Here is a 19,923-nt window from a genome sequence, read left to right on the forward strand (position 1 = left end):
GGTGTGGGCGGCATCCCGGCTCTGGGAGACTCCACCCATGGCTCGTGAGTTCACCAAGGTTGGCGTCATCGGACTCGGCACCATGGGTGCCGGCATCGTCGAGGTCTTCGCACGCAACGGCATCGACGTCGTCGCGGTCGAGGTCACCGACGAGGCGGTAGAGAAGGGCAAGGGCGTCCTGCAGCACTCGACCGACCGGGCCGTCTCGCGCGGCAAGCTGACGGTCGAGGAGCAGGCGACGCTCCACTCGCGCGTCCAGTTCACCAGCGACATGGCCGACCTCAAGGAGTGCCAGCTCGTCGTCGAGGCGGTGCCCGAGCACCTCGACCTCAAGAAGGAGATCTTCGCGAGGCTCGACACGATCGTCGCCGACGACGCGATCCTCGCGACGAACACCTCGAGCCTCCCGGTCACCGAGATCGCCGTGGCGACGCTCAACCCCAAGCGTGTCGTCGGCATGCACTTCTTCAACCCGGCCCCCGTGCTCCAGTTCGTCGAGGTCATCAAGACCGTCATCACGAGCGACGAGATCTTCGAGGACGTCAAGGCGCTCGCCGAGCGGCTCGGCAAGAAGCCGGTCATCGTGGGCGACAAGGCCGGCTTCATCGCCAACGCGCTGCTCTTCGGCTACCTCAACCACGCCGTGTCGATGTACGAGAGCCGTTACGCGACGCGCGAGGACATCGACGCCGCGATGCGCCTCGGCTGCGGCTACCCGATGGGTCCGCTCGCGCTCATGGACCTCATCGGCCTCGACACCGCCTACGAGATCCTCGACACGATGTACAAGCAGGGGCGTGACCGCCTCCACGCGCCGAGCCCCATCATCAAGCAGATGGTCAGCGCCGGGCTCAAGGGCCGCAAGAGCGGCCGCGGCTTCTACACGTATGCCGCCCCGGGCAGCTCGGAGGTCGTCGACGACGCGTTGACGCCGAAGGCAACGGCCGAGACCGCAGCGGGGGTCCGCCCGATCCGCACCGTGGGTGTCGTCGGGTCGGGCACCATGGCGACCGGCATGGTGGAGGTCTTCGCCAAGGCCGGCCTCGATGTCACGGTGGTGGCCCGCTCGCAGGCCAAGGTCGACGCCGTCACCGCCGCCGTCGCCAAGAGCCTCGAGAAGGCCGTCCAGCGCGGCAAGGCCACCGAAGACGAGCGTGACGCCGCCCTCGCCCGCGTGCGCGGCACGACGCGACTCGACGACCTCGCCCACGTCGACCTCGTCGTCGAGGCCGTGGTCGAGGACCTCACCGTCAAGCGCGCCCTCTTCGAGAACCTCGACGAGATCTGCCGCCCCGGCGCGATCCTCGCCACGACGACGAGCTCGCTGCCCGTCGTCGAGTGCGCGGCCGCGACGAAGCGGCCGCAAGACGTCATCGGCATGCACTTCTTCAACCCGGCCCAGGTCATGAAGCTCGTCGAGGTCGTCCACACGGTCTCCACCGGCGACGACGTCGTCGCGACGGTGCAGCAGCTCTGCGCGAGCATCGGCAAGCACGCCGTGACCTGCGGTGACCGCGCCGGGTTCATCGTCAACGCGCTGCTCTTCCCGTACCTCAACGATGCCGTGAAGATGCTCGAGGCCAACTACTCGACGGCCGACGACATCGACACCGCGATGAAGACGGGCTGTGGCCTGCCGATGGGTCCCTTCGAGCTGCTCGACGTCGTCGGCCTCGACGTGTCGCTCGCGATCGAGCGCGAGCTCTACCTCGAGTTCCGCGAGCGCGGCTACGCGCCGGCGCCCCTCCTCGAGCACCTCGTCACCGCCGGCTACCTCGGGCGCAAGACGGGGCGTGGGTTCCGCACGTACGCCTGACGCCTACGCTGAGGGCATGCCCTCGCGCCGACGTCCCAGCAAGCACGCGCGTGGGCACGTGCCGCTCGACGTGACCCGGATCCAGGGCGGGACGACGCGTGAAGAGGCGTATGCCGGCACGCGCTGGACCGTGCGCTCCGTCAGCGGCGCGTCCGCCACCCGGCCGTACCTCTGCCCCGGCTGCCAGCAGGACGTGCCTCCCGGCGTGCCGCACGTCGTCGTGTGGCCGGCCGAGGGCGTGGGGGGTGTCGGCGACCGGCGCCACTGGCACACGGGGTGCTGGCAGCGGCGCGATGCGAGGCCGCCGAGCAACGCGTACCGCTGACCGGTCCCAGCTGCCGCTCGGCTCCCGGTTCGATGTGTTCGGTGGTCACCGGTGACCACCGAACACATCGAACGGGATCAGGCGCGGGAGGCGACCCGCCGCTAGTGACGGCGCTGGCGGGGCACCAGCACCTCCTCGTAGAGCAGCAGCGCGCCGGCCGCGAAGGGGATCGCGAGGAGTGCACCGAGGATCCCGAGCAGGGTGCCGCCCGCCAGCGCGGCCACCACGGTCACCGCGCCCGGCACCGCTACGGTGCGCTGCATGATCCGCGGCATGACGGCGTAGTTCTCGAGCTGCTGGTAGACGATGAAGTAGATGATGACGATGAGAGCCTTCTGGGGCTCGTCGAAGAACGCCACGACGGCCACGACCGACGCACCGAGGGTCGCTCCGACCATCGGGACGAGTCCGAGGAAGCCGACCGCGACCGCCAGGACGGCCGCGAACCTCAGCCCGATCAGGCTCATCATGATCCACGCGAAGAAGGCGTTGATCGCGGCGACCGCGACCTGGCCGATCGCGTACGAGCCGACCCGGCGCATGACCTCCTCCGAGAGCGAGACCGTGCGCGGGCGGCGGCTCGCCGGGACGAGCGCGTAGGCGGCCTGCTTGACCGCAGGCAGGGATGCGAGGAAGTAGAGCGTGAGCACGAGGACGGTCAGCACGCTGAAGACACCGGAGGCGATGACCTTGCCGGCGTCGAGGACACCGCCGAAGACGCCGGCCCAGAGGTTGCCGTCGGCGACGCGCCTGCCCACCTCCTCCTGGATGCGCTGGACGAGCTGGTAGCGGTGGTCGACGTCCTGCACCCAGGGGTTGGCCAGCAGGTCGTCGAACATCCGCGGGGCGTTCGTGGCGAGCTCGCTGCCCTGCTGCGCGACCGGCGGGATGACGACCCAGCCCACGAGGGTGAAGACGGCGAGCACGCCGAAGAAGACGGCCGTGACGGCCCACCCGCGACGTAGGTTCCTCGCCGTCAGTGCCTCGACGAGGGGGTTGAGCGCGAGCGTGAGGAAGAACGAGATGACGAGCAGCGTGATGACGGTGCCGAGCCGCCCCACCGCCTGGACGACGGCGTAGGCCGTGAGGACGCCGACCGCCCCGACGAAGCCGACGTAGAACGGCGACTGCCGGTTGAACGGTGTGCCGCTCGGGCCGAAGTCGCGGCGGGTGCTCTTGGCGCGCTTGCTGCCTCCGGTTCCGGCGTCGCCGCCGGTGGTGGAGGGGCCGTCGTCCGCGGCAGCGCTGCCGCGGCCTGCTCCCGCGGCGTACCCGCCGGGCAGCGTGCTCATGAGCAGGTCGTGCTCGAGCTGCTCGTCGACCGTCTCCGGCGAGGTGCCGTAGGCCGCCCGGGAGGACTGGTCGTCGAAGCCGAGGTCGCGTGCCCGGAACTCGTCCATGCGGGCGCGCTGGACGCGGCGGTAGCGCGTCCACCGTCCCCAGATGCTCACCCTCGGGAGCCTACGTCAGGGCCATCGTCACCCCCGGATGGTGCACGGCGCGTGTCAACGTCGTCCGTATGCCGCGTGGCGGGACCCGCGCCTGGGGCGGGACCCGCGACACCGCATACGGGGCTACTGGTTGGCGAAGCGGTTGATGGCGGCCTCGAACCCGGCTCGCTTGTCGGGGTTCGTGACGCCGAGGCCCGCCTCGGGCGCGAGGGTGAGGACGCCGACCTTGCCCTGGTGGGCGTTCTGGTGGACGTCGAGGGCCGCCTGGCCGACCTCCTCGAGCGAGTAGGTCTTGCTCAGGGTCGGGTGGATGAGGCCGCGGTTGATGAGCTCGTTGGCCTCCCACGCCTCGCGGTAGTTGGCGAAGTGCGAGCTGACGATGCGCTTGAGGTTCATCCAGAGGTAGCGGTTGTCGTACTCGTGCATGTAGCCGGAGGTCGAGGCGCACGTGACGATCGTGCCGCCCTTGCGGGCGACGTAGACGCTGGCCCCGAAGGTCTCGCGGCCGGGGTGCTCGAAGACGATGTCGACGTCGTAGCCGCCGGTCAGCTCGCGGATCTTCTTGCCGAGGCGCTGCCACTCCCTGGGGTTCTGCTCGGTGCCCTGCTCGTTCCAGAAGCGGTAGCCCTCGGCGTTGCGGTCGATGATCAGCTCGGCGCCCATGGCGCGGCAGATGGCGGCCTTCTCGGGGGAGGAGACGACACAGATCGGGGTCGCGCCGCCGGCGAGCGCCATCTGCGTGGCGTAGGAGCCGAGGCCCCCGGAGGCGCCCCAGACGAGGACGCGGTCGCCGAGCTTCATCGCGGCGCCGTTCTTGGAGATGAGCTGCCGGTAGGCCGTCGAGTTGACCAGCCCGGGGGAGGCGGCCTCCTCCCAGGTCAGGTGGCCCGGCTTGGGCATGAGCTGGTTGGCCTTGACGATCGCGAGCTCGGCCAGGCCGCCGAAGTTCGTCTCGAAGCCCCAGATGCGCTGCTGCGGGTCGAGCATCGTGTCGTCGTGGCCCTCGGCGTCCTCGAGCTCGACGGAGAGGCAGTGCGCCACGACCTCGGTGCCGGGCTTCCACTTCGTGACGCCCGGGCCCGTGCGCAGGATGACGCCCGCGAGGTCGGAGCCGACGACGTGGTACGGCAGGTCGTGGCGCTTGGCGAACTCCGACATGCGCCCATAGCGCTCCAGGAAGCCGAACGTCGGGACCGGCTCGAAGATGGAGGTCCACACGGTGTTGTAGTTGATGGCGCTGGCCATGACCGCGACGAGCGCCTCGCCGGGCGCGAGCTCGGGCACCGGCACGTCGTCGATGTGCAGGGACTTGCGCGGGTCCTTGTCGCGCGTGGTGATGCTCTCGAACATGCCGACCTCGTCCTTGTGGACGGTCGCCCCGCGGTAGCTCTCGGGGATCTCGATGTTCGCGTAGGTCTCCTGGGCGCGGTCGCCGGAGAGGATGGCGTCGCGGATGGCCTGCATTGGAAGGTCCTTACGTCGCAGCGTCATTGGTGGATCGAGGCAGTGCGGTGTGCACCCGAACGTAGCGAGACGTGACCGGCGGGTAGCCGCGTCTGAGACCGCCACCACAGGTGACCTGGGTCACGGGGCTCCAGCATCGCGTCACGTCCGGGAGAGGTCAGTGGTGGGCGTCGGCCGGCTCGACGAGCTCGACGAGGACGCCACCGGCGTCCTTCGGGTGGATGAAGTTGACGCGGCTGTTGCTCGTGCCCCGCTTCGGGGTGTCGTAGAGCAGGCGCAGGCCGCGCTCGCGCAGCGTCGCGCAGACGGCGTCGATGTCGGTCACGCGGTACGCGAGCTGCTGCATGCCGGGGCCGCTGCGGTCGAGGAACTTCGCGATCGTCGAGTCCGGCGAGAGCGGCGCGAGCAGCTGGATGCACGACCCGGAGTCGCCCACGCCCATCATCGCCTCGCGCACGCCCTGCTCCTCGTTCGTCTCCTCGTGGAGCATCGCCATGCCGTACGTCTCGCGGTAGAAGGCGATGGCCGCGTCGAGGTCGGGCACCGCGATGCCGACGTGGTCGATGTGGGTGAAGAGGGGGTCGGGAGTCGCGCTCATGGTCCCAACGTAGGGCCACGCGGCATACGGACGCCGTGTGCCGTGTGCGCTTGGTCATGCCCGGACAGGCCCCTCGGGGCCCGCGGCTACAGTGAGAATGACATCCCCAATGACGTCGGAAGAGGCTTCACCCATGACTGCTGACCGTCCCACCTCCGTGATCGTCGCCGGTGCCCGGACCCCCATGGGTCGGCTGCTCGGCTCGCTCAAGGACTTCTCCGGATCGGACCTCGGTGGCATCGCCATCAAGGGCGCTCTCGAGAAGGCGGGCGTGGCCCCCGAGCAGGTCGAGTACGTCATCATGGGCCAGGTCCTCCAGGCCGGTGCCGGCCAGATCCCCGCCCGTCAGGCCGCCCACGCCGCCGGTGTGCCGATGACCGTCCCCGCCGTGACCATCAACAAGGTCTGCCTCTCGGGCATCAACGCCATCGCCATGGCCGACCAGCTGATCCGGGCGGGCGAGTTCGAGGTCGTCGTCGCCGGCGGCCAGGAGTCGATGACCAACGCCCCGCACCTGATGACGAAGTCCCGCGAGGGCTACAAGTACGGCGACGTGACGGTGCGCGACCACATGGCCTTCGACGGGCTGTGGGACGCCTTCACCGACCAGGCCATGGGGCTGCTCACCGAGCAGGCCAACACCGGCGACCAGGCGTTCACGCGCGAGGAGCAGGACGAGTTCTCCGCGCGCAGCCACCAGCTCGCCGCGAAGGCCTGGAAGGACGGCCTCTTCGACGACGAGGTCGTCGGCGTCTCGATCCCGCAGCGCAAGGGCGACCCGATCGAGTTCAAGTCCGACGAGGGCATCCGCGCCGACACGACGGCCGCCTCGCTCGCGGGCCTGCGCCCGGCCTTCAGCAAGGACGGCACGATCACGGCCGGCTCCGCCTCGCAGATCTCCGACGGCGCCGCCGCCGTGGTCGTCATGAGCAAGGCGAAGGCCGAGGAGCTCGGCCTCTCGTGGATCGCCGAGATCGGCGCCCACGGCGTGGTCGCCGGCCCCGACTCGACCCTGCAGCAGCAGCCGGCCCGTGCCATCGCACGCGCCTGCGAGAAGGAGGGCATCACGCCCGCCGACCTCGACCTCGTGGAGATCAACGAAGCCTTCGCCGCCGTCGGCCTGGCCTCGGCCAAGGAGCTCGGCATCGACGTCGAGAAGGTCAACGTCAACGGTGGTGCCATTGCCCTGGGCCACCCGATCGGCATGTCCGGCGCCCGCATCGCCCTGCACCTCGCGCTCGAGCTGAAGCGCCGCGGTGGCGGCGTCGGCGCAGCCGCCCTCTGCGGTGGTGGCGGCCAGGGCGACGCCCTCATCGTCCGCGTGCCCGCCTCCGCCTGATCGAGCGAGCACCGCACCGCGTGGCGCGCCGATCCGTCGACGTCCCCGCCCTGGTCGAGTCGGCCAGGGCGGGTGCGCCGCGTGCCGTCGCACGTCTCATCTCGCTCGTCGAGGACGGCCACGAGACCCTGCGCGAGGTCATGGCCGCCCTGGCCCCCCATGCGGGATCGGCCTGGGTCATCGGACTGACCGGCTCACCCGGCGTGGGCAAGTCGACGACGACGACCGCCCTCGTCGGCGCCTTCCGGCAGCGGGGCCTGCGCGTGGGCGTGCTCGCCGTCGACCCGTCGTCGCCCTTCTCCGGCGGGGCCCTGCTCGGTGACCGCATACGGATGCAGGACCACGCCCTCGACCCCGAGGTGTACATCCGCTCGATGGCCTCGCGCGGACACCTCGGTGGCCTTTCCTGGACCACCCCTCAGGCCATCCGCGTGCTCGACGCCGCCGGCTGCGACGTCGTCCTCGTCGAGACGGTCGGCGTCGGTCAGTCCGAGGTCGAGATCGCCGGGCTCGCCGACACGTCCGTCGTCCTGCTCGCACCGGGGATGGGCGACGGCATCCAGGCGGCGAAGGCAGGCATCCTCGAGATCGGCGACGTCTTCGTCGTCAACAAGGCCGACCGCGACGGTGCCGACGCGACGGTGCGCGACCTGCGGCACATGATCTCGCTCGGCGACCGCAGCGAGCCGGGTCTCTGGCGTCCCCCCGTCGTGAAGACGATCGCCGCGCAGAAGGTCGGCATCGACGAGGTGATGGAGGCGCTCGACAAGCACCGGGCCAGCGCCTCGGGCAACGGTGAGCTCGCCCGGCGCCGCGAGCGTCGTGCTGCCGACGAGATCGAGTCGATCGCGCTCGCCGCCCTGCGCTCGCGGTTCGGCACCCTGGGCGGGCGTGAGGGGCTCAGCGCGCTGGCGCGTGAGGTGGTCGACGGCACCCTCGACCCGTATGCCGCCGCCGACCGTCTCGTCGAGACCCTCGGCTCCTGACCCGGCGACCCCTGCGCCACACCAGGTACGGCTGGTCACCCCGTAGGTCACGGCCGCGCGTGGCGGTCCCGCGCATCGGGGACCTGACGTGTCGCGAGGGGAGTCGGACCGCCGTCGCACGGGAAGCGGGCGGCATACGTAAATGTGTTGGCGCGAGGTGCGCGCTGGTGTCACCGTCGACGGATGGACATCATTCCGCTCGACCGCGACGACGACGTCATGCTCAAGGGCGTCTTCGCGGCGGCCTGCCGGTCGGAGGCGGTCTCGCGCGTCCAGCCCGTACGCCGCGACGTCGACGAGTTCGTCAAGCAGGTCCGGTTCGACTTCCCCGGCGAACGCATGGAGGGAGCGGTCGCCGTCATCGACGGCACGCCTGTCGGCTGGTCGCAGCTCTTCTTCCCCGAGCGCGACAACCTCGACAAGAGCTGGTTCAACCTCGACGTCGATCCCCGGTTCCGCAGGCAGGGAGTCGGTTCCGCGCTCCTCGAGTGGACCGAGGAACGCGCCAGGGCCGGCGGTCGGCAGCTGCTGCTCGGCGAGGTCTACGTGCCCGTCGGCGACCGCGAGACGCATGCAGACCGAGGGTTCGCCCTCAAGCGCGACTACTCGGTGGCCAGTGTCGAGATCGTCCGTTCGCTCCCGCTGCCCGTCGACGCAGACCTGCTCGCCCGCCACCGGGATCGAGCCGCCGAGGCCATGGGAGACGAGTACGAGGTCACGGTGCACGTCGACGGTGTGCCCGACGAGCTGCGCCAAGGTGTCTGCGACGCGTCGAACCGCCTCATCCTCGATGCCCCCACGGGCGACGTCGACTTCGAGCCCGAGTCGATGACCGTCGAGGACTACCGGACGATGCTCGACCATCTGCGCGCGACGGGCCGCACCATCGTCACCGCGGTCGCCACGCACACCAGCTCCGGGGTCGTGGCCGCCTACACCGACCTCGCCTACCCGGCGACCGACCGCGACATCGTCTTCCAGTGGGGGACCCTGGTCCTGCCCGAGCACCGGGGTCACCGGCTCGGCATGGCGGTCAAGGTCGCCAACCTCGAGGAGCTCGCGCGGATCGCCCCGGAGCGCCGATCGGTGCAGACGATGAACGACGAGCAGAACCCGTGGATGGTGCAGATCAACATCGACCTGGGGTTTCAGATCATCGAAGAGGCGCTGTCGATGAAGAAGGCGTTCTGACCGGCGCCCGAGCGGCGGCGGGCGGTGCGTCGACGGCGGTCCGGGGCGGCATACGGTGAGGTCATGCTGATCGCCTTCTCCGTCGCCCCCACCGTCGCCGCCGACGACACCGGATCGGTGTCCGACGCCGTCGCCCGCGCCATCCGCATCGTGCGGGACTCGGGTCTGCCGCATCGCACCGACGCGATGTTCACGACGATCGAAGGGGAGTGGGACGAGTGCATGGCTGTCGTGAAGCAGTGCTGCGACGTGCTGGCGCAGAGCTCGCCCCGTGTCGGGCTCGTGCTCAAGGCGGACATCCGGCCCGGCTTCACGGGAGAGCTGGACGCCAAGCTCGAACGGCTCGAGAATGCGCTCGGCCGTCAGCGAGATGAGTGAGTCCGGCTGGCAGCTGAGGCCGCTCGCCCCCGCGGACTGCGACGAGCTCGGCCGCGTACACATGGCGGTGTGGCGCGAGGCCTATGCAGGGCTCATGCCTGCGGACCATCTCGCCGGACTCAGCGACGAGCGCTGTGCCGCGACCTGGCGCGAGCGCGTCGCGCGCCAGGAGGGCCACCAGGCGCGCACCCTCGTCGTCGTCGACCCGAAGGGTCGTATCGCGGGTTTCGCGAGCGCCGGGCCCAGCCGTGACGCGGATGCACCCACCGAGTGGGAGCTGTATGCCGTCAACCTCCTCCCGCACGCACGTGGCACGGGCGTCGCGGACCGGCTCATCGACGAGCTCGTCGGTGACCTCGACGCGACCCTGTGGGTCGCCGAGGGCAACGCCAGGGCCAGGTCCTTCTACGTGCGGCGCGGGTTCGCCGACGAGGGTGGACGCAGCGCGCACGAGCCGACGGGCGTGTCCGAGATGCGGATGGTCCGCCGGGGTGTGCCGCACACCGTCGGCTGACGCCCTCGGTGTCGCTCCGGTGTCGCTCCGGTGTCGCTCCGGTGTCGCTCCGGCGTCGCTGGCCGCCGCACGCACGTCATGGCATACCGGGCATCCCGGACGAGCGCGCCGACGTGACGCGCCTGACACCGAAGCGCCGCCACTGCGTGGTGCGCGCCGGGAGTATCCCAAATGTCCCTGCGAGCCCATCACGCGGATTGGGGATGCGGCATGGTCCCTGCGTATCGTGGTGGCGGTCGAGCCCCTCGACACGTCCCCCCGCATCATCGAAAGGCTTCTCCATGCCCCGCCCCGCGACCCGTCGGCGTGCCCTCGCCGCCGCGCTCGCCTGTGCTGCGATGCTCTCTGCCTGCACCGGCAACTCCGATGACGGCACCGACGGCACCGGGGTCTCGGCCACCCCGGCGGTCGCTCCCGACCTCGCTGCTACGACCGCCTCCTCCGCGGTGACGGCGGCCGCGACCTCCTCGCTCGACGGGGCGGCGTCCGGCAAGGCGGCTCGTGAGAAGGCCTTCACCGGGGCGGCTCTCGAGTCGGCCAACGCGTACGCCAAGACGCTCGCGGGGCGCACGGCCGCGGAGAAGGCCGACGCGCAGCTCGCGACGACCGGGGTCAAGGTCCTCGCGATCTCCCGCGGCGGTGACAGCCCCCAGCAGATCCTCGCCCAGACCACGCTGAAGAAGACGGGTGCCGCCGTGCTCGTGCTTCTCGTCCAGGAGGGCGGCACGTTCAAGGCCGCCGCGGTGACCCCGATGCTGCCGGACGCCAAGCTCGACGCCCTCGACCCGACGACCGACGGCTCGGCCGCGATCGCCGAAGCGAAGGGTCTTGTCGCCAGGCCCGACGACGTCGTCGCCGCGTTCGCCGCCTCGGTGAAGTACCCCAAGCCGACCGCGACGAAGGTTCTCGCCGCTGACCCGCTCTCGGAGCAGCTGCGCCAGTCGGCAGTCGCCCAGTCGCAGGCACTCAACAACCAGGGTGCGTTCACCCAGGAGCACGAGCCGAAGGGCGTGATCGGCGGGTTGCGTCTCAAGGACGGCAACGGTGCGATCGTCTTCGCACACCTCGTGCGCAGCGACGCCATCGCGATGCGCACGCCCCTCAAGCTGACACCGGCCAAGGACCTCACCCTCCTGACCGGCATCAAGCAGATCACGACCGAGGCCAACCTGACCTCCAACGAGATCGTCGCGATCGTCATCCCTGCGTCCGGACAGGCGCGCATCGTCGCCGCCTCGGACCAGCTCGTCGCCGGCTCGGGCCGGTGAGGCAGGATTGATCTATGAGTCACCAGCCATTCACCGCAGCAGCACTGCGCGGTGCCGTCGACCTGTCGTCGCTCAAGCGTCCGGCCCCGCCGGCTGGCCCCGCCTCCGGCGCGGCCTCCACCTCCACGGACGGTGCTGGCCTCGTCGTCGAGGGCACTGACGCCTCGATCCGCGAGATCCTGGCCGCCTCGGCCAGCCATCCCGTCGTCATGGTGCTGTGGTCGCCGCGGCTGCAGGAGTCCACAGACTTCGTCACGACCTTCGGCGAGGTCGCACGTCGCTATGCCGGCCGCTTCCAGCTCGTGACCGTCGACGTCGACGCGAACCCGACCATCCTGCAGGCCTTCCAGGTGCAGGCGGTGCCCGTCAGCTTCGCGTTCCTGCAGGGCCAGCCGGTGCCGCTCTTCGAGGGCGCGCAGCCGGAGGCGCAGATCACCGCCGTCATCGACCAGGTGCTGACGCTGGCTGCCCAGCACGGCGTCACCGGCACCGTGGCCGTCGACGGCGAGGTGCCTGACGAGGAGGAGGCCGAGCAGGAGCAGCCGCTCCCGCCCCTGCACCAGAAGGCGTTCGACGCCATAGAGTCCGGTGACCTCGAGGGTGCGGCAGACGCGTATCGCGAGGCGCTCGCGCAGAGCCCGGCCGACGCCGACGCGAAGCTCGGCCTGGCCCAGGTGGGGCTCATGCAACGCACCCAGGGCGCCGACCTGCAGGCCGCCCGCGCCGCTGCGGCGGATGACCCGACCGACGTCGACGCGCAGATCCTCGTCGCCGACCTCGACCTGCTCGGTGGGCACGTCGAGGACGCCTTCGTGCGACTCGTCGACACGGTGCGGGTGACGGCCGACGCCGAGCGCAACAAGGCGCGAGAGCACCTCGTGGAGCTCTTCGAGGTGGTCGGCACGGGTGACGAGCGGGTCGCGAAGGCCCGCAAGTCGCTCATGAGCGCCCTGTTCTGAGCCCGCCGGGCGGCAGACGCTCCAGGGCGTGCCCGACAGGCTCGTGCGTCCGGTTGGACGGCGCAGTGCGGCCCGCGGTTCAGTCCGGCTCGCTGCTCTCGGACGTCGGGACGAGGGCCTCGTCGAGCCGGGCCAGCACGTCGTCGGCGGTGGCGCCGTCGGACGCCGTGCCGTCGACCCACAGGCCCCAGTGCGGCGTCACCCGGTCGGCCGTGTCGCCCACGACGACGACGTGCACCGGCTCGGGTGCTGCGAGGTCGAGGAAGTCCTCGAGGTGCTCGCCGTGGGCGTCGTCGGAGACCACGGCGTCGAATCCCTCGAGCTGGTACGTCTCGGCGACCGCGAGCGCCGCCGACCAGCGCAGAAGGCGAAGGCGCAGCTGCTCGGGCGTCGGCGGCTCCGCCCAGCCGCGTCGCGACGCCTCCGGCAGGACCGCGCGCTCGAGCGCCTCGCCGTCCACGAGAACAGCACGATCGAGGCGGGCGGCCATCGCGGCCGCGAGGCCGGCCCGGGCCTGCGCCCGGGCCGCCGTCACGAGCAGCAGCCGCCCACGCGGAGCGGTGTCGTCGGGAACGGTCATCCGCCCAGGGCGGCCGACACGACGTCCTTCGCCTCGGACTGCACCTGGGCGAGGTGGTCGGCGCCCTTGAACGACTCGGCGTAGATCTTGTAGACGTCCTCGGTGCCCGAGGGACGAGCCGCGAACCACGCGCTCTCCGTCGTCACCTTGAGCCCGCCGATCTTCGCGCCGTTGCCCGGCGCCGCCGTGAGCTTGGCCGTGATCGACTCTCCCGCAAGGGACTTCGCGGCCACGTCGTCGGGGGAGAGCGCGCCGAGCTTGGCCTTCTCCTCGCGCGAGGCCGCCGCGTCGATCCGGGCGTAGGCCGGGTCACCGTGCCGGGCGGTCAGCTCGGCGTAGTGCTGGCTGGGCGTCCTCCCAGTGGCGGCCAGGATCTCCGAGGCGAGCAGCGCGAGCAGGATGCCGTCCTTGTCGGTCGACCAGACCGTGCCGTCGGTGCGCAGGAAGCTGGCACCAGCGGACTCCTCGCCGCCGAAGCCGACCGAGCCGTCGAGCAGGCCGGGGACGAACCACTTGAAGCCGACCGGGACCTCGAGCAGGGTGCGGCCGAGGTCTGCGGCGACGTGGTCGATCATCGAGGACGACACGAGCGTCTTGCCGATGGCCGTGCCGGCGCCCCAGCCCGGGCGTGCGCCTCCGTAGAGGTACTGGATCGCGACGGCGAGGTAGTGGTTCGGGTTCATGAGCCCCGCGTCGGGCGTGACGATGCCGTGCCGGTCGGCGTCGGCGTCGTTGCCGGTCGAGAGGTCGTAGGCGTCCTTGTTGCCGATGAGCGAGGCCATGGCCGACGGGGACGAGCAGTCCATCCGGATCTTGCCGTCCCAGTCGAGCGTCATGAACGCCCACTGCGGGTCGACGCGAGGGTTGACGACGGTCAGGTCGAGCCCGTGGCGCTCGGCGATCTCTCCCCAGTAGGCGACCGACGCGCCGCCCAGCGGGTCGGCGCCGATGCGGACCCCGGCCTCGCGGATGCGGGCGAGGTCGACGACGTTGGGCAGGTCGTCGACGTAGGTGCCCATGAAGTCGTAGGAGCCGGCTTCGCCGCGCGCCTGCTCGAACGCCACCCGCTTGACACCCGACAGGCCTGCGCGGATGAGGTCGTTGGCGCGCTTGGCGATCACCGACGTCGCGTCGGTGTCGGCCGGGCCCCCGTGCGGCGGGTTGTACTTGAATCCGCCGTCGGCCGGCGGGTTGTGCGACGGCGTGACGACGATGCCGTCGGCGAGCCCGCTCGCGTCGGAGGCCTTGCCGCGGTTCGCGCGAAGGATGGCGTGGGACACCGCCGGTGTGGGCGTGAAGCCGTCGCGGTCGTCGACGAGCACCTGGACGCCGTTGGCGACGAGGACCTCGAGGGCCGACCTCCACGCCGGCTCGGAGAGGCCGTGGGTGTCGCGACCGATGAAGAGCGGCCCGTCGAAGCCCTGTGAGACCCGGTAGTCGACGATCGCCTGCGTCGTCGCGAGGATGTGGTCCTCGTTGAAGGCCGTGCGCAGGCTGGACCCGCGGTGGCCGGACGTGCCGAACGCGACCTGCTGGTCGGGGTCGTCGACGTCGGGGTGCCGGTCGTAGTACGCGCCGACGAGGGCGTCGACGTCGACGAGGTCCTCGGGCTGGGCGGGCTGACCGGCGCGGGGGTGGGTCATGAGGGGTCTCCGTTCGTGGTCGTGCCGGCGTGCTCGGGCCGGGCCCCGGCGTCCGTTGCCGTGACGGTGGGCTCGTCGAGCGGGGCGAGCCAGACGGTCGAGAGGCGGGGGACCGTCACGTCGGCGGCATACGGCTGGTGGTGCCAGTTCTCCTGGCGGGCCTCGACGACGACCCCGGTGCTGCTCGGTGCGCCCGGGTGGTAGCCGGCCGTGTCGAGGACGACGGTCCAGCGCCCGCCGCGGGGCAGGCCGATGCGGTAGGACTGCTGCGTCTCGCCGCTGAAGTTCATGACGCAGGCCACGACCGGGGCGTCGGTCGCGCGGTCACCCTTGCCGAACCGCAGCCACGAGAACGTGTTGTGCGCCGCGTCGTCGGCCTCGAGCCACTCGAAGCCCGAGCGGTCGGCGTCGAGCTCCCACAGGGCGCGGTTGCCCCTGTAGATGGCGTTGAGGTCCTTGACGAGGTTGTGCACGCGGTAGTGCAGCGGCTGGTCGAGCAGCCACCAGTCGAGGCTGCGCCCCTCGGACCACTCGGACTCCTGCCCGAACTCGCAGCCCATGAACAGCAGCTGCTTGCCCGGGTGGCACCACAGGTAGGCGAGGAACGCACGCAGGGTGGCGACCTGCTGCTCACGCGGGCCGCTCGACTTGCGCAGCAGCGACCCCTTGCCGTGGACGACCTCGTCGTGGCTGATCGGCAGCACGAAGTTCTCGTCGAACGCGTACATGAGCGAGAACGTCAGCTTGCCGTGGTGGTGGCTCCGGTAGATCGGGTCCTGCCCGAGGTAGGTGAGCGAGTCGTTCATCCAGCCCATGTTCCACTTGAAGCCGAAGCCGAGGCCGCCGTGGTCGGTCGGCTTCGTGACGCCGGGCCAGGTCGTCGACTCCTCGGCGATCGTGACGATCCCGCCGACGCGCTTGTAGGCGGTTCCGTTGGTCTCCTTGAGCAGCTCGACGGCCTCGAGGTTCTCGCGCCCGCCGTCCTTGTTGGGCACCCACTGGCCCGGGCCCCGGGCGTAGTCGAGGTAGAGCATCGACGCGACGCCGTCGACCCTCAGGCCGTCGATGTGGTACTCCTCCAGCCAGTAGAGCGCGTTGGCGACGAGGAAGTTGCGCACCTCCGGGCGGCCGTAGTCGAAGATGTTCGAGCCCCATTCCGGGTGCCAGCCGAGGCGCGGGTCGGGGTGCTCGTAGAGCGGCAGCCCGTCGAAGCGCGCGAGCGCCCACTCGTCGGTCGCGAAGTGGCCCGGCACCCAGTCGAGCAGGACGCCGATGCCGGCCCTGTGCAGCTCGTCGACGAGGTGACGGAACTCGTCGGGGTGGCCCCACCGCGAGCTCGGCGCGTAGTAGCCCGTGACGTGGTAGCCCCATGACGGGACGTAGGGGTGCTCCATGACGGGCAGGAACTCGACGTGCGTGAAGCCGAGGTCGCGCACGTAGTTGACGAGGTGCTCGGCCAGGCCGCGGTAGCCGAGCTCCTGGCGCCACGAGCCGAGGTGCACCTCGTAGACGCTCATCGGCCCCTCGTGGACGTTGCTGGTGCGGCGCTTCTCCATCCAGTCGTCGTCGCCCCACGCGTAGTGCGTGTCCGTGACGATGGCGGCCTGCTTGGGCGCCACCTCCGTCATCCGCGCCATGGGGTCGCTCTTGAGCCGCACGAGCTCGTCGGGTCCGCGCACGGCGAACTGGTAGTTCATCCCCTCCTGCGCGCCGGGGAGGAAGAGCTCCCAGATGCCGCTCTCGCCGAGGGCACGCATCGGGTGGGTGCGCCGGTCCCAGTCGTTGAAATCACCGATGACGTGGACCGCCATGGCGCGAGGGGCCCACAGGGCGAAGGAGACTCCCCACACGTCGCCGAGCGGACCGGGGTAGTGGCGCACGTGCGCCCCGAGGACGGTCCACAGCTGCTCGTGGCGGCCTTCGTTGATGAGGTGCCGGTCGATCTCGCCGAGCGTCGGGGCGAAGCGGTACGGGTCGTCCTGCTCGTGCTCGACCCCGTCGCCGTACTGGACGAGGAGCCGGTAGTCGTGGGTCGACCCGAAGTCGGGCGAGGTCATCGACCAGATGCCGTCGCGCACGTGCTGCAGCTCGACGCGGTCGCCCGAGTCGAGCCGTGCCGCGACGTGCGTCGCGAAGGGCCGGTATGCCGTGATGGTGAGCCCGCCGGGGCCGACGTGGTGGCCGAGCAGGTCGTGCGGCTGGCCGTTGCGGCCCTGCAGGAACGTCGTGATGGCGCCGTCGTCGAGGGAGGGTCCGGGCGCGGTCTCTGTGGTCATGGCGTGCCTTCCGCGGAGATGAGCCGCTCGACGGCGCCGAGCGGGATCGGCAGCCACGAGGGCCGGTTGCGCGCCTCGTAGACGACCTCGTAGAGGGCCTTGTCGAGCTCGAGCGCCCGGGTGAGGACGACCGCGTCGGTGTCGGGCCGGCCGACGACCGAGGCGTACCCGTCGAGGAAGGCCTCACGGCAGGCCGCGGCCCATGCGGTGGCGTCGACCGGAGACGCGGCGAGCGCGACTGAGCCGGCGGCGTAGTCGAAGGAGCGCAGCATGCCCGCGACGTCGCGCGCCGTCAGGTCCGGCTGGACCCGCTCGGACAGGGGACGCAGCGGCTCGCCCTCGAAGTCCAGCGCCACCCACCCGCGCTCCGGCACGTCGAGCACCTGACCGAGGTGGTAGTCGCCGTGGATGCGCTGGAGCAGCGGCCAGTGCACGTCGCGCACCGAGGCGACGACGCGGTCGACCGCGGCCGAGTGGGACGCGAGGTCGGGCACGAGGGCCACGGCGGCTGCATACCGCTGACGCATCGAGGCGGCGAGTGCGTCGCGCGCCTCCGGCGTGACCTCGCTCGTGCCGAAGGCGTGCGCGAGAGCGGTGTGGATCTGTGCCGTCACGACTCCCAGCTCGCGCGCCCGCGTCGTGAAGTCGCTCGCCGAGGCGGCCGCGACGAGCGCCACCCGCCAGGCGTCCTCGACGCCCGGGATGAACTCCTGCGCGAACGCGAGGTGGCCGTGCATGGCTGGGCCGCCCGCGGGGGCGTCCCAGGCACCGGCGAGGTGTCCGATCGCCATGGGCACGCGGTCAGAACCCTCGCGCGTCAGCGCGGACTGCACGACGACGTCGGGGTTGTCGCCGTCCTGCAGGGTGCGGAAGACCTTGACGATGACGGGCTCGGCCGGCCCCCCGTCACGGGCGGTCATACGGCAGATGACCGAGGTGTTGGACTGCTCTCCGCTGAGCACCGTCGACGACGACACCGACCCGGCGGCGCGGCCCGTCGGCGAACCGGTCGCCAGGGCGTTGCTGCCGACGGACGCCTGCGCCTCGTCGGAGACACCGGCGCCGAGGATCGTCGCCATGAGCTGCGAGACGTAGACCGGGTCATGGGGCCCGTCGTAGACCCAGCGCGTGCCGAGGACGCTGTGCTCCATCGTGCCGAGCAGCGCGTGCTCGGCCCCCTCGAGCGGTGCGGGGCGGTAGGTGAGCGGCACCTGGTAGACGACCGCGGGCTCGACCGCCTCGTCGGCCAGCAGCAGCGTCTCGCAGCCGACCTCACCCTCGGGGTCCTCGAAGCGGAAGCCGCCCACCCGGCGCAGCCGCGGGACGTGGCCCTTGCCGTGGTACCACCTCTGCCGCGGCATCCACTCGGTGACGAGCTCGGTCTTGGTCGGGACGAGCGACGCGCCCTTGTGCACGATGGCCATCAGCGGTTGTCCTCTCCGCCGCGCAGCTGCAGCCAGAAGAAGTCGCGCGACCCCAGCGTGAGGGTGACCCGACCGTCGTTGGCGACCCACGGGAAGCCCTGCCCGCCGAAGAGGTCGATGAGCTGGCGCCCGGACAGGTGCTCGGGCAGCTGGATCGTCGCGGCCTGCGGACGGCTGGACAGGTTGTTGACGCAGAGCACCGCCTCGTCGGGGTGGTGGTCGTGGTCGCCCGTCAGCACGCGCGTGAACGCGAGGATCGCCTCGTTGTCGGCGTTGACGACCTCGAACTCGCCGAGCCCGAAGACGGGGTGGCGTCCGCGCACCTGGAGCATGCCGCGTACCCAGTGGAGCAGCGAGGCCGACGACGCCATCTGCGCCTCGACGTTCACGTTGTTGTAGTGGTAGACGAGGCTGCTGATCACCGGCAGGTAGAGCTTGCCCGGGTCGACGCTGGAGAAGCCGGCGTTGCGGTCGGGCGTCCACTGCATCGGCGTGCGCACCGCGTCGCGGTCGTTGAGCCAGATGTTGTCGCCCATGCCGATCTCGTCGCCGTAGTAGAGGCACGGCGAGCCCGGCAGCGAGAGCACGAGCGCATGGATCAGCTCGATCTCCGGCCGGGAGTTGTCGAGCAGGGGAGCGAGGCGGCGGCGGATGCCGACGTTGGCGCGCATGCGCGGGTCCGGGGCGTACCACCCGTACATCGCGGCCCGCTCCTCCGGCGTCACCATCTCGAGCGTCAGCTCGTCGTGGTTGCGCAGGAACGTGCCCCACTGGGTGCCCTTCGGGATCGCCGGGGTGTCGGCGAGCACGTCGATGATCGGCTGCGCCTTCTCCTCGCGCAGCGAGTAGTAGAGCCGCGGCATGACGGGGAAGTGGAAGCACATCTGGCACTCGGGCGAGTCGGCGGTGCCGAAGTAGTCGACGACCTCGGCAGGGGGCTGGTTGGCCTCGGCGAGCAGGATGCGGCCCGGGTACTCCTTGTCGACCATGCCGCGCAGCTTCGCGAGGAACTCGTGCGTCTTCGGGAGGTTCTCGCAGTTCGTGCCCTCCTCCTCGTAGAGGTAGGGGACGGCGTCGAGACGGAAGCCGTCGATGCCGAGGTCCATCCAGAACCGCACGACGTCGAACATCGCGTCCTGCACGGCTTCGTTCTCGAAGTTGAGGTCGGGCTGGTGGCTGAAGAAGCGGTGCCAGAAGAACTGCCGCCGCACCGGGTCGAACGTCCAGTTGGACACCTCGGTGTCGACGAAGATGATGCGCGCGTCGTCGTAGCCGTCGTCGCTGTCGGACCACACGTAGAAGTCGCCATAGGGTCCGTCCGGCTCGGCCCGGCTCGCCTGGAACCACGGGTGCTGGTCACTCGTGTGGTTCATGACCAGGTCGGTGACGATGCGGATGCCGCGGGCGTGGGCCTGCGAGACGAGCTCGGTGAACTCGGGCAGCGTGCCGAACTCGGGCAGGACCGCCTTGTAGTCGGCGATGTCGTAGCCGCCGTCGCGCAGCGGGGAGGCGTAGAACGGCGGCAGCCAGAGGCAGTCGACCCCGAGCCACTGAAGGTAGTCGAGGCGCTGGATGAGCCCGGTGAAGTCGCCCGCCCCGACGCCCTTGCTGTCGGCGAAGGCGCGGACGAGCACCTCGTAGAAGACGGCCTTCTTGAACCACTGCGGGTCGTGCTTCAGCCCCGGCTGGGAGAGGTTGAGTCCCTGCATGT

The 19,923-nt window shown here is 70.8% G+C and carries 17 protein-coding genes; 9 read left to right on the forward strand and 8 right to left on the reverse strand.

Going from position 1 to position 19,923, the window contains the following annotated elements; genetic code table 11:
- Window positions 1-37: 37 nt before the first annotated feature.
- Together ACFQU3_RS15605 and ACFQU3_RS15610 are read left to right on the forward strand one after the other, a co-directional pair.
- Window positions 38-1,816 carry a 3-hydroxyacyl-CoA dehydrogenase family protein gene (locus tag ACFQU3_RS15605; RefSeq protein WP_385911360.1) on the forward strand — a complete coding sequence of 593 codons (1,779 nt, stop codon included), beginning with the start codon at window positions 38-40 and terminating at the stop codon, window positions 1,814-1,816.
- Between the two features lie 16 nt (window positions 1,817-1,832).
- Window positions 1,833-2,141 (forward strand): hypothetical protein, encoded by a 309-nt coding sequence (locus tag ACFQU3_RS15610; protein WP_385911362.1) that lies wholly within the window; start codon window positions 1,833-1,835, stop codon window positions 2,139-2,141.
- A gap of 101 nt (window positions 2,142-2,242) precedes the next feature.
- On the opposite strand, the gene ACFQU3_RS15615 is transcribed toward ACFQU3_RS15610, so the two are convergent.
- From ACFQU3_RS15615 to mce, 3 genes are all read right to left on the reverse strand, one after another.
- Complete coding sequence (locus ACFQU3_RS15615) at window positions 2,243-3,592, reverse strand: AI-2E family transporter (protein ID WP_385911364.1); 1,350 nt, start codon at window positions 3,590-3,592, stop codon at window positions 2,243-2,245.
- A 123-nt stretch (window positions 3,593-3,715) separates the two neighbouring features.
- On the reverse strand, window positions 3,716-5,056 hold the full coding sequence (gene ccrA / locus ACFQU3_RS15620; protein WP_385911366.1) for a crotonyl-CoA carboxylase/reductase: 1,341 nt from the start codon (window positions 5,054-5,056) through the stop codon (window positions 3,716-3,718).
- A gap of 157 nt (window positions 5,057-5,213) precedes the next feature.
- The gene (gene mce, locus ACFQU3_RS15625; RefSeq protein ID WP_385911368.1) at window positions 5,214-5,654 is read right to left on the reverse strand and encodes a methylmalonyl-CoA epimerase; all 441 of its coding nucleotides are present in this window, start codon (window positions 5,652-5,654) and stop codon (window positions 5,214-5,216) included.
- Between the two features lie 133 nt (window positions 5,655-5,787).
- Here mce and ACFQU3_RS15630 point away from each other — a divergent pair, with 133 nt between their 5' ends.
- The 7 genes from ACFQU3_RS15630 (at window position 5,788) to ACFQU3_RS15660 (ending at window position 12,289) form a co-directional block, all read left to right on the forward strand.
- Window positions 5,788-6,993: an acetyl-CoA C-acetyltransferase gene (locus ACFQU3_RS15630; protein ID WP_385911370.1), complete on the forward strand. Its 1,206-nt coding sequence runs from the start codon at window positions 5,788-5,790 to the stop codon at window positions 6,991-6,993.
- A 20-nt stretch (window positions 6,994-7,013) separates the two neighbouring features.
- Complete coding sequence (gene meaB / locus ACFQU3_RS15635) at window positions 7,014-7,979, forward strand: methylmalonyl Co-A mutase-associated GTPase MeaB (protein ID WP_385911372.1); 966 nt, start codon at window positions 7,014-7,016, stop codon at window positions 7,977-7,979.
- Window positions 7,980-8,162: 183 nt separating this feature from the next.
- Complete coding sequence (locus ACFQU3_RS15640) at window positions 8,163-9,170, forward strand: GNAT family N-acetyltransferase (protein ID WP_385911374.1); 1,008 nt, start codon at window positions 8,163-8,165, stop codon at window positions 9,168-9,170.
- 63 nt (window positions 9,171-9,233) lie between these two features.
- The gene (locus ACFQU3_RS15645) at window positions 9,234-9,548 is read left to right on the forward strand and encodes an MTH1187 family thiamine-binding protein (RefSeq protein WP_385911375.1); all 315 of its coding nucleotides are present in this window, start codon (window positions 9,234-9,236) and stop codon (window positions 9,546-9,548) included.
- Entirely contained in the window at window positions 9,520-10,062 is a 543-nt protein-coding gene (locus ACFQU3_RS15650) for a GNAT family N-acetyltransferase (protein WP_385911377.1), read from the forward strand. The genes ACFQU3_RS15645 and ACFQU3_RS15650 overlap by 29 nt, the downstream gene beginning before the upstream one ends.
- 281 nt (window positions 10,063-10,343) lie before the next feature.
- On the forward strand, window positions 10,344-11,330 hold the full coding sequence (locus ACFQU3_RS15655) for a hypothetical protein (protein WP_385911379.1): 987 nt from the start codon (window positions 10,344-10,346) through the stop codon (window positions 11,328-11,330).
- Between the two features lie 14 nt (window positions 11,331-11,344).
- Window positions 11,345-12,289 carry a tetratricopeptide repeat protein gene (locus ACFQU3_RS15660; RefSeq protein WP_385911381.1) on the forward strand — a complete coding sequence of 315 codons (945 nt, stop codon included), beginning with the start codon at window positions 11,345-11,347 and terminating at the stop codon, window positions 12,287-12,289.
- Window positions 12,290-12,368: 79 nt separating this feature from the next.
- Here the strand turns inward: ACFQU3_RS15660 and ACFQU3_RS15665 are convergent, their stop codons facing one another.
- From ACFQU3_RS15665 to treS, 5 genes are read right to left on the reverse strand one after another with little or no spacing between them, the layout of a single operon-like run.
- Window positions 12,369-12,869, reverse strand: coding sequence for a hypothetical protein (locus ACFQU3_RS15665; protein ID WP_385911382.1), 501 nt, complete (start codon window positions 12,867-12,869; stop codon window positions 12,369-12,371).
- Window positions 12,866-14,512 (reverse strand): phosphoglucomutase (alpha-D-glucose-1,6-bisphosphate-dependent), encoded by a 1,647-nt coding sequence (gene pgm, locus ACFQU3_RS15670; protein WP_385911384.1) that lies wholly within the window; start codon window positions 14,510-14,512, stop codon window positions 12,866-12,868. The genes ACFQU3_RS15665 and pgm overlap by 4 nt, the downstream gene beginning before the upstream one ends.
- Entirely contained in the window at window positions 14,509-16,788 is a 2,280-nt protein-coding gene (gene glgB / locus ACFQU3_RS15675; protein ID WP_385911386.1) for a 1,4-alpha-glucan branching protein GlgB, read from the reverse strand. Before glgB ends, pgm begins: the two co-directional genes overlap by 4 nt.
- A complete protein-coding gene (locus ACFQU3_RS15680) occupies window positions 16,785-18,212 on the reverse strand; it encodes an aminoglycoside phosphotransferase (protein WP_385911388.1) in 1,428 nt (475 codons plus the stop codon). The genes glgB and ACFQU3_RS15680 overlap by 4 nt, the downstream gene beginning before the upstream one ends.
- Window positions 18,212-19,921 carry a maltose alpha-D-glucosyltransferase gene (treS, locus tag ACFQU3_RS15685; protein WP_385911389.1) on the reverse strand — a complete coding sequence of 570 codons (1,710 nt, stop codon included), beginning with the start codon at window positions 19,919-19,921 and terminating at the stop codon, window positions 18,212-18,214. The genes ACFQU3_RS15680 and treS overlap by 1 nt, the downstream gene beginning before the upstream one ends.
- Window positions 19,922-19,923: the final 2 nt, after the last annotated feature.

Origin of the sequence: Terrabacter sp. GCM10028922 (genome assembly GCF_042666095.1) — a bacterium.
Lineage (GTDB): Bacteria > Actinomycetota > Actinomycetes > Actinomycetales > Dermatophilaceae > Terrabacter.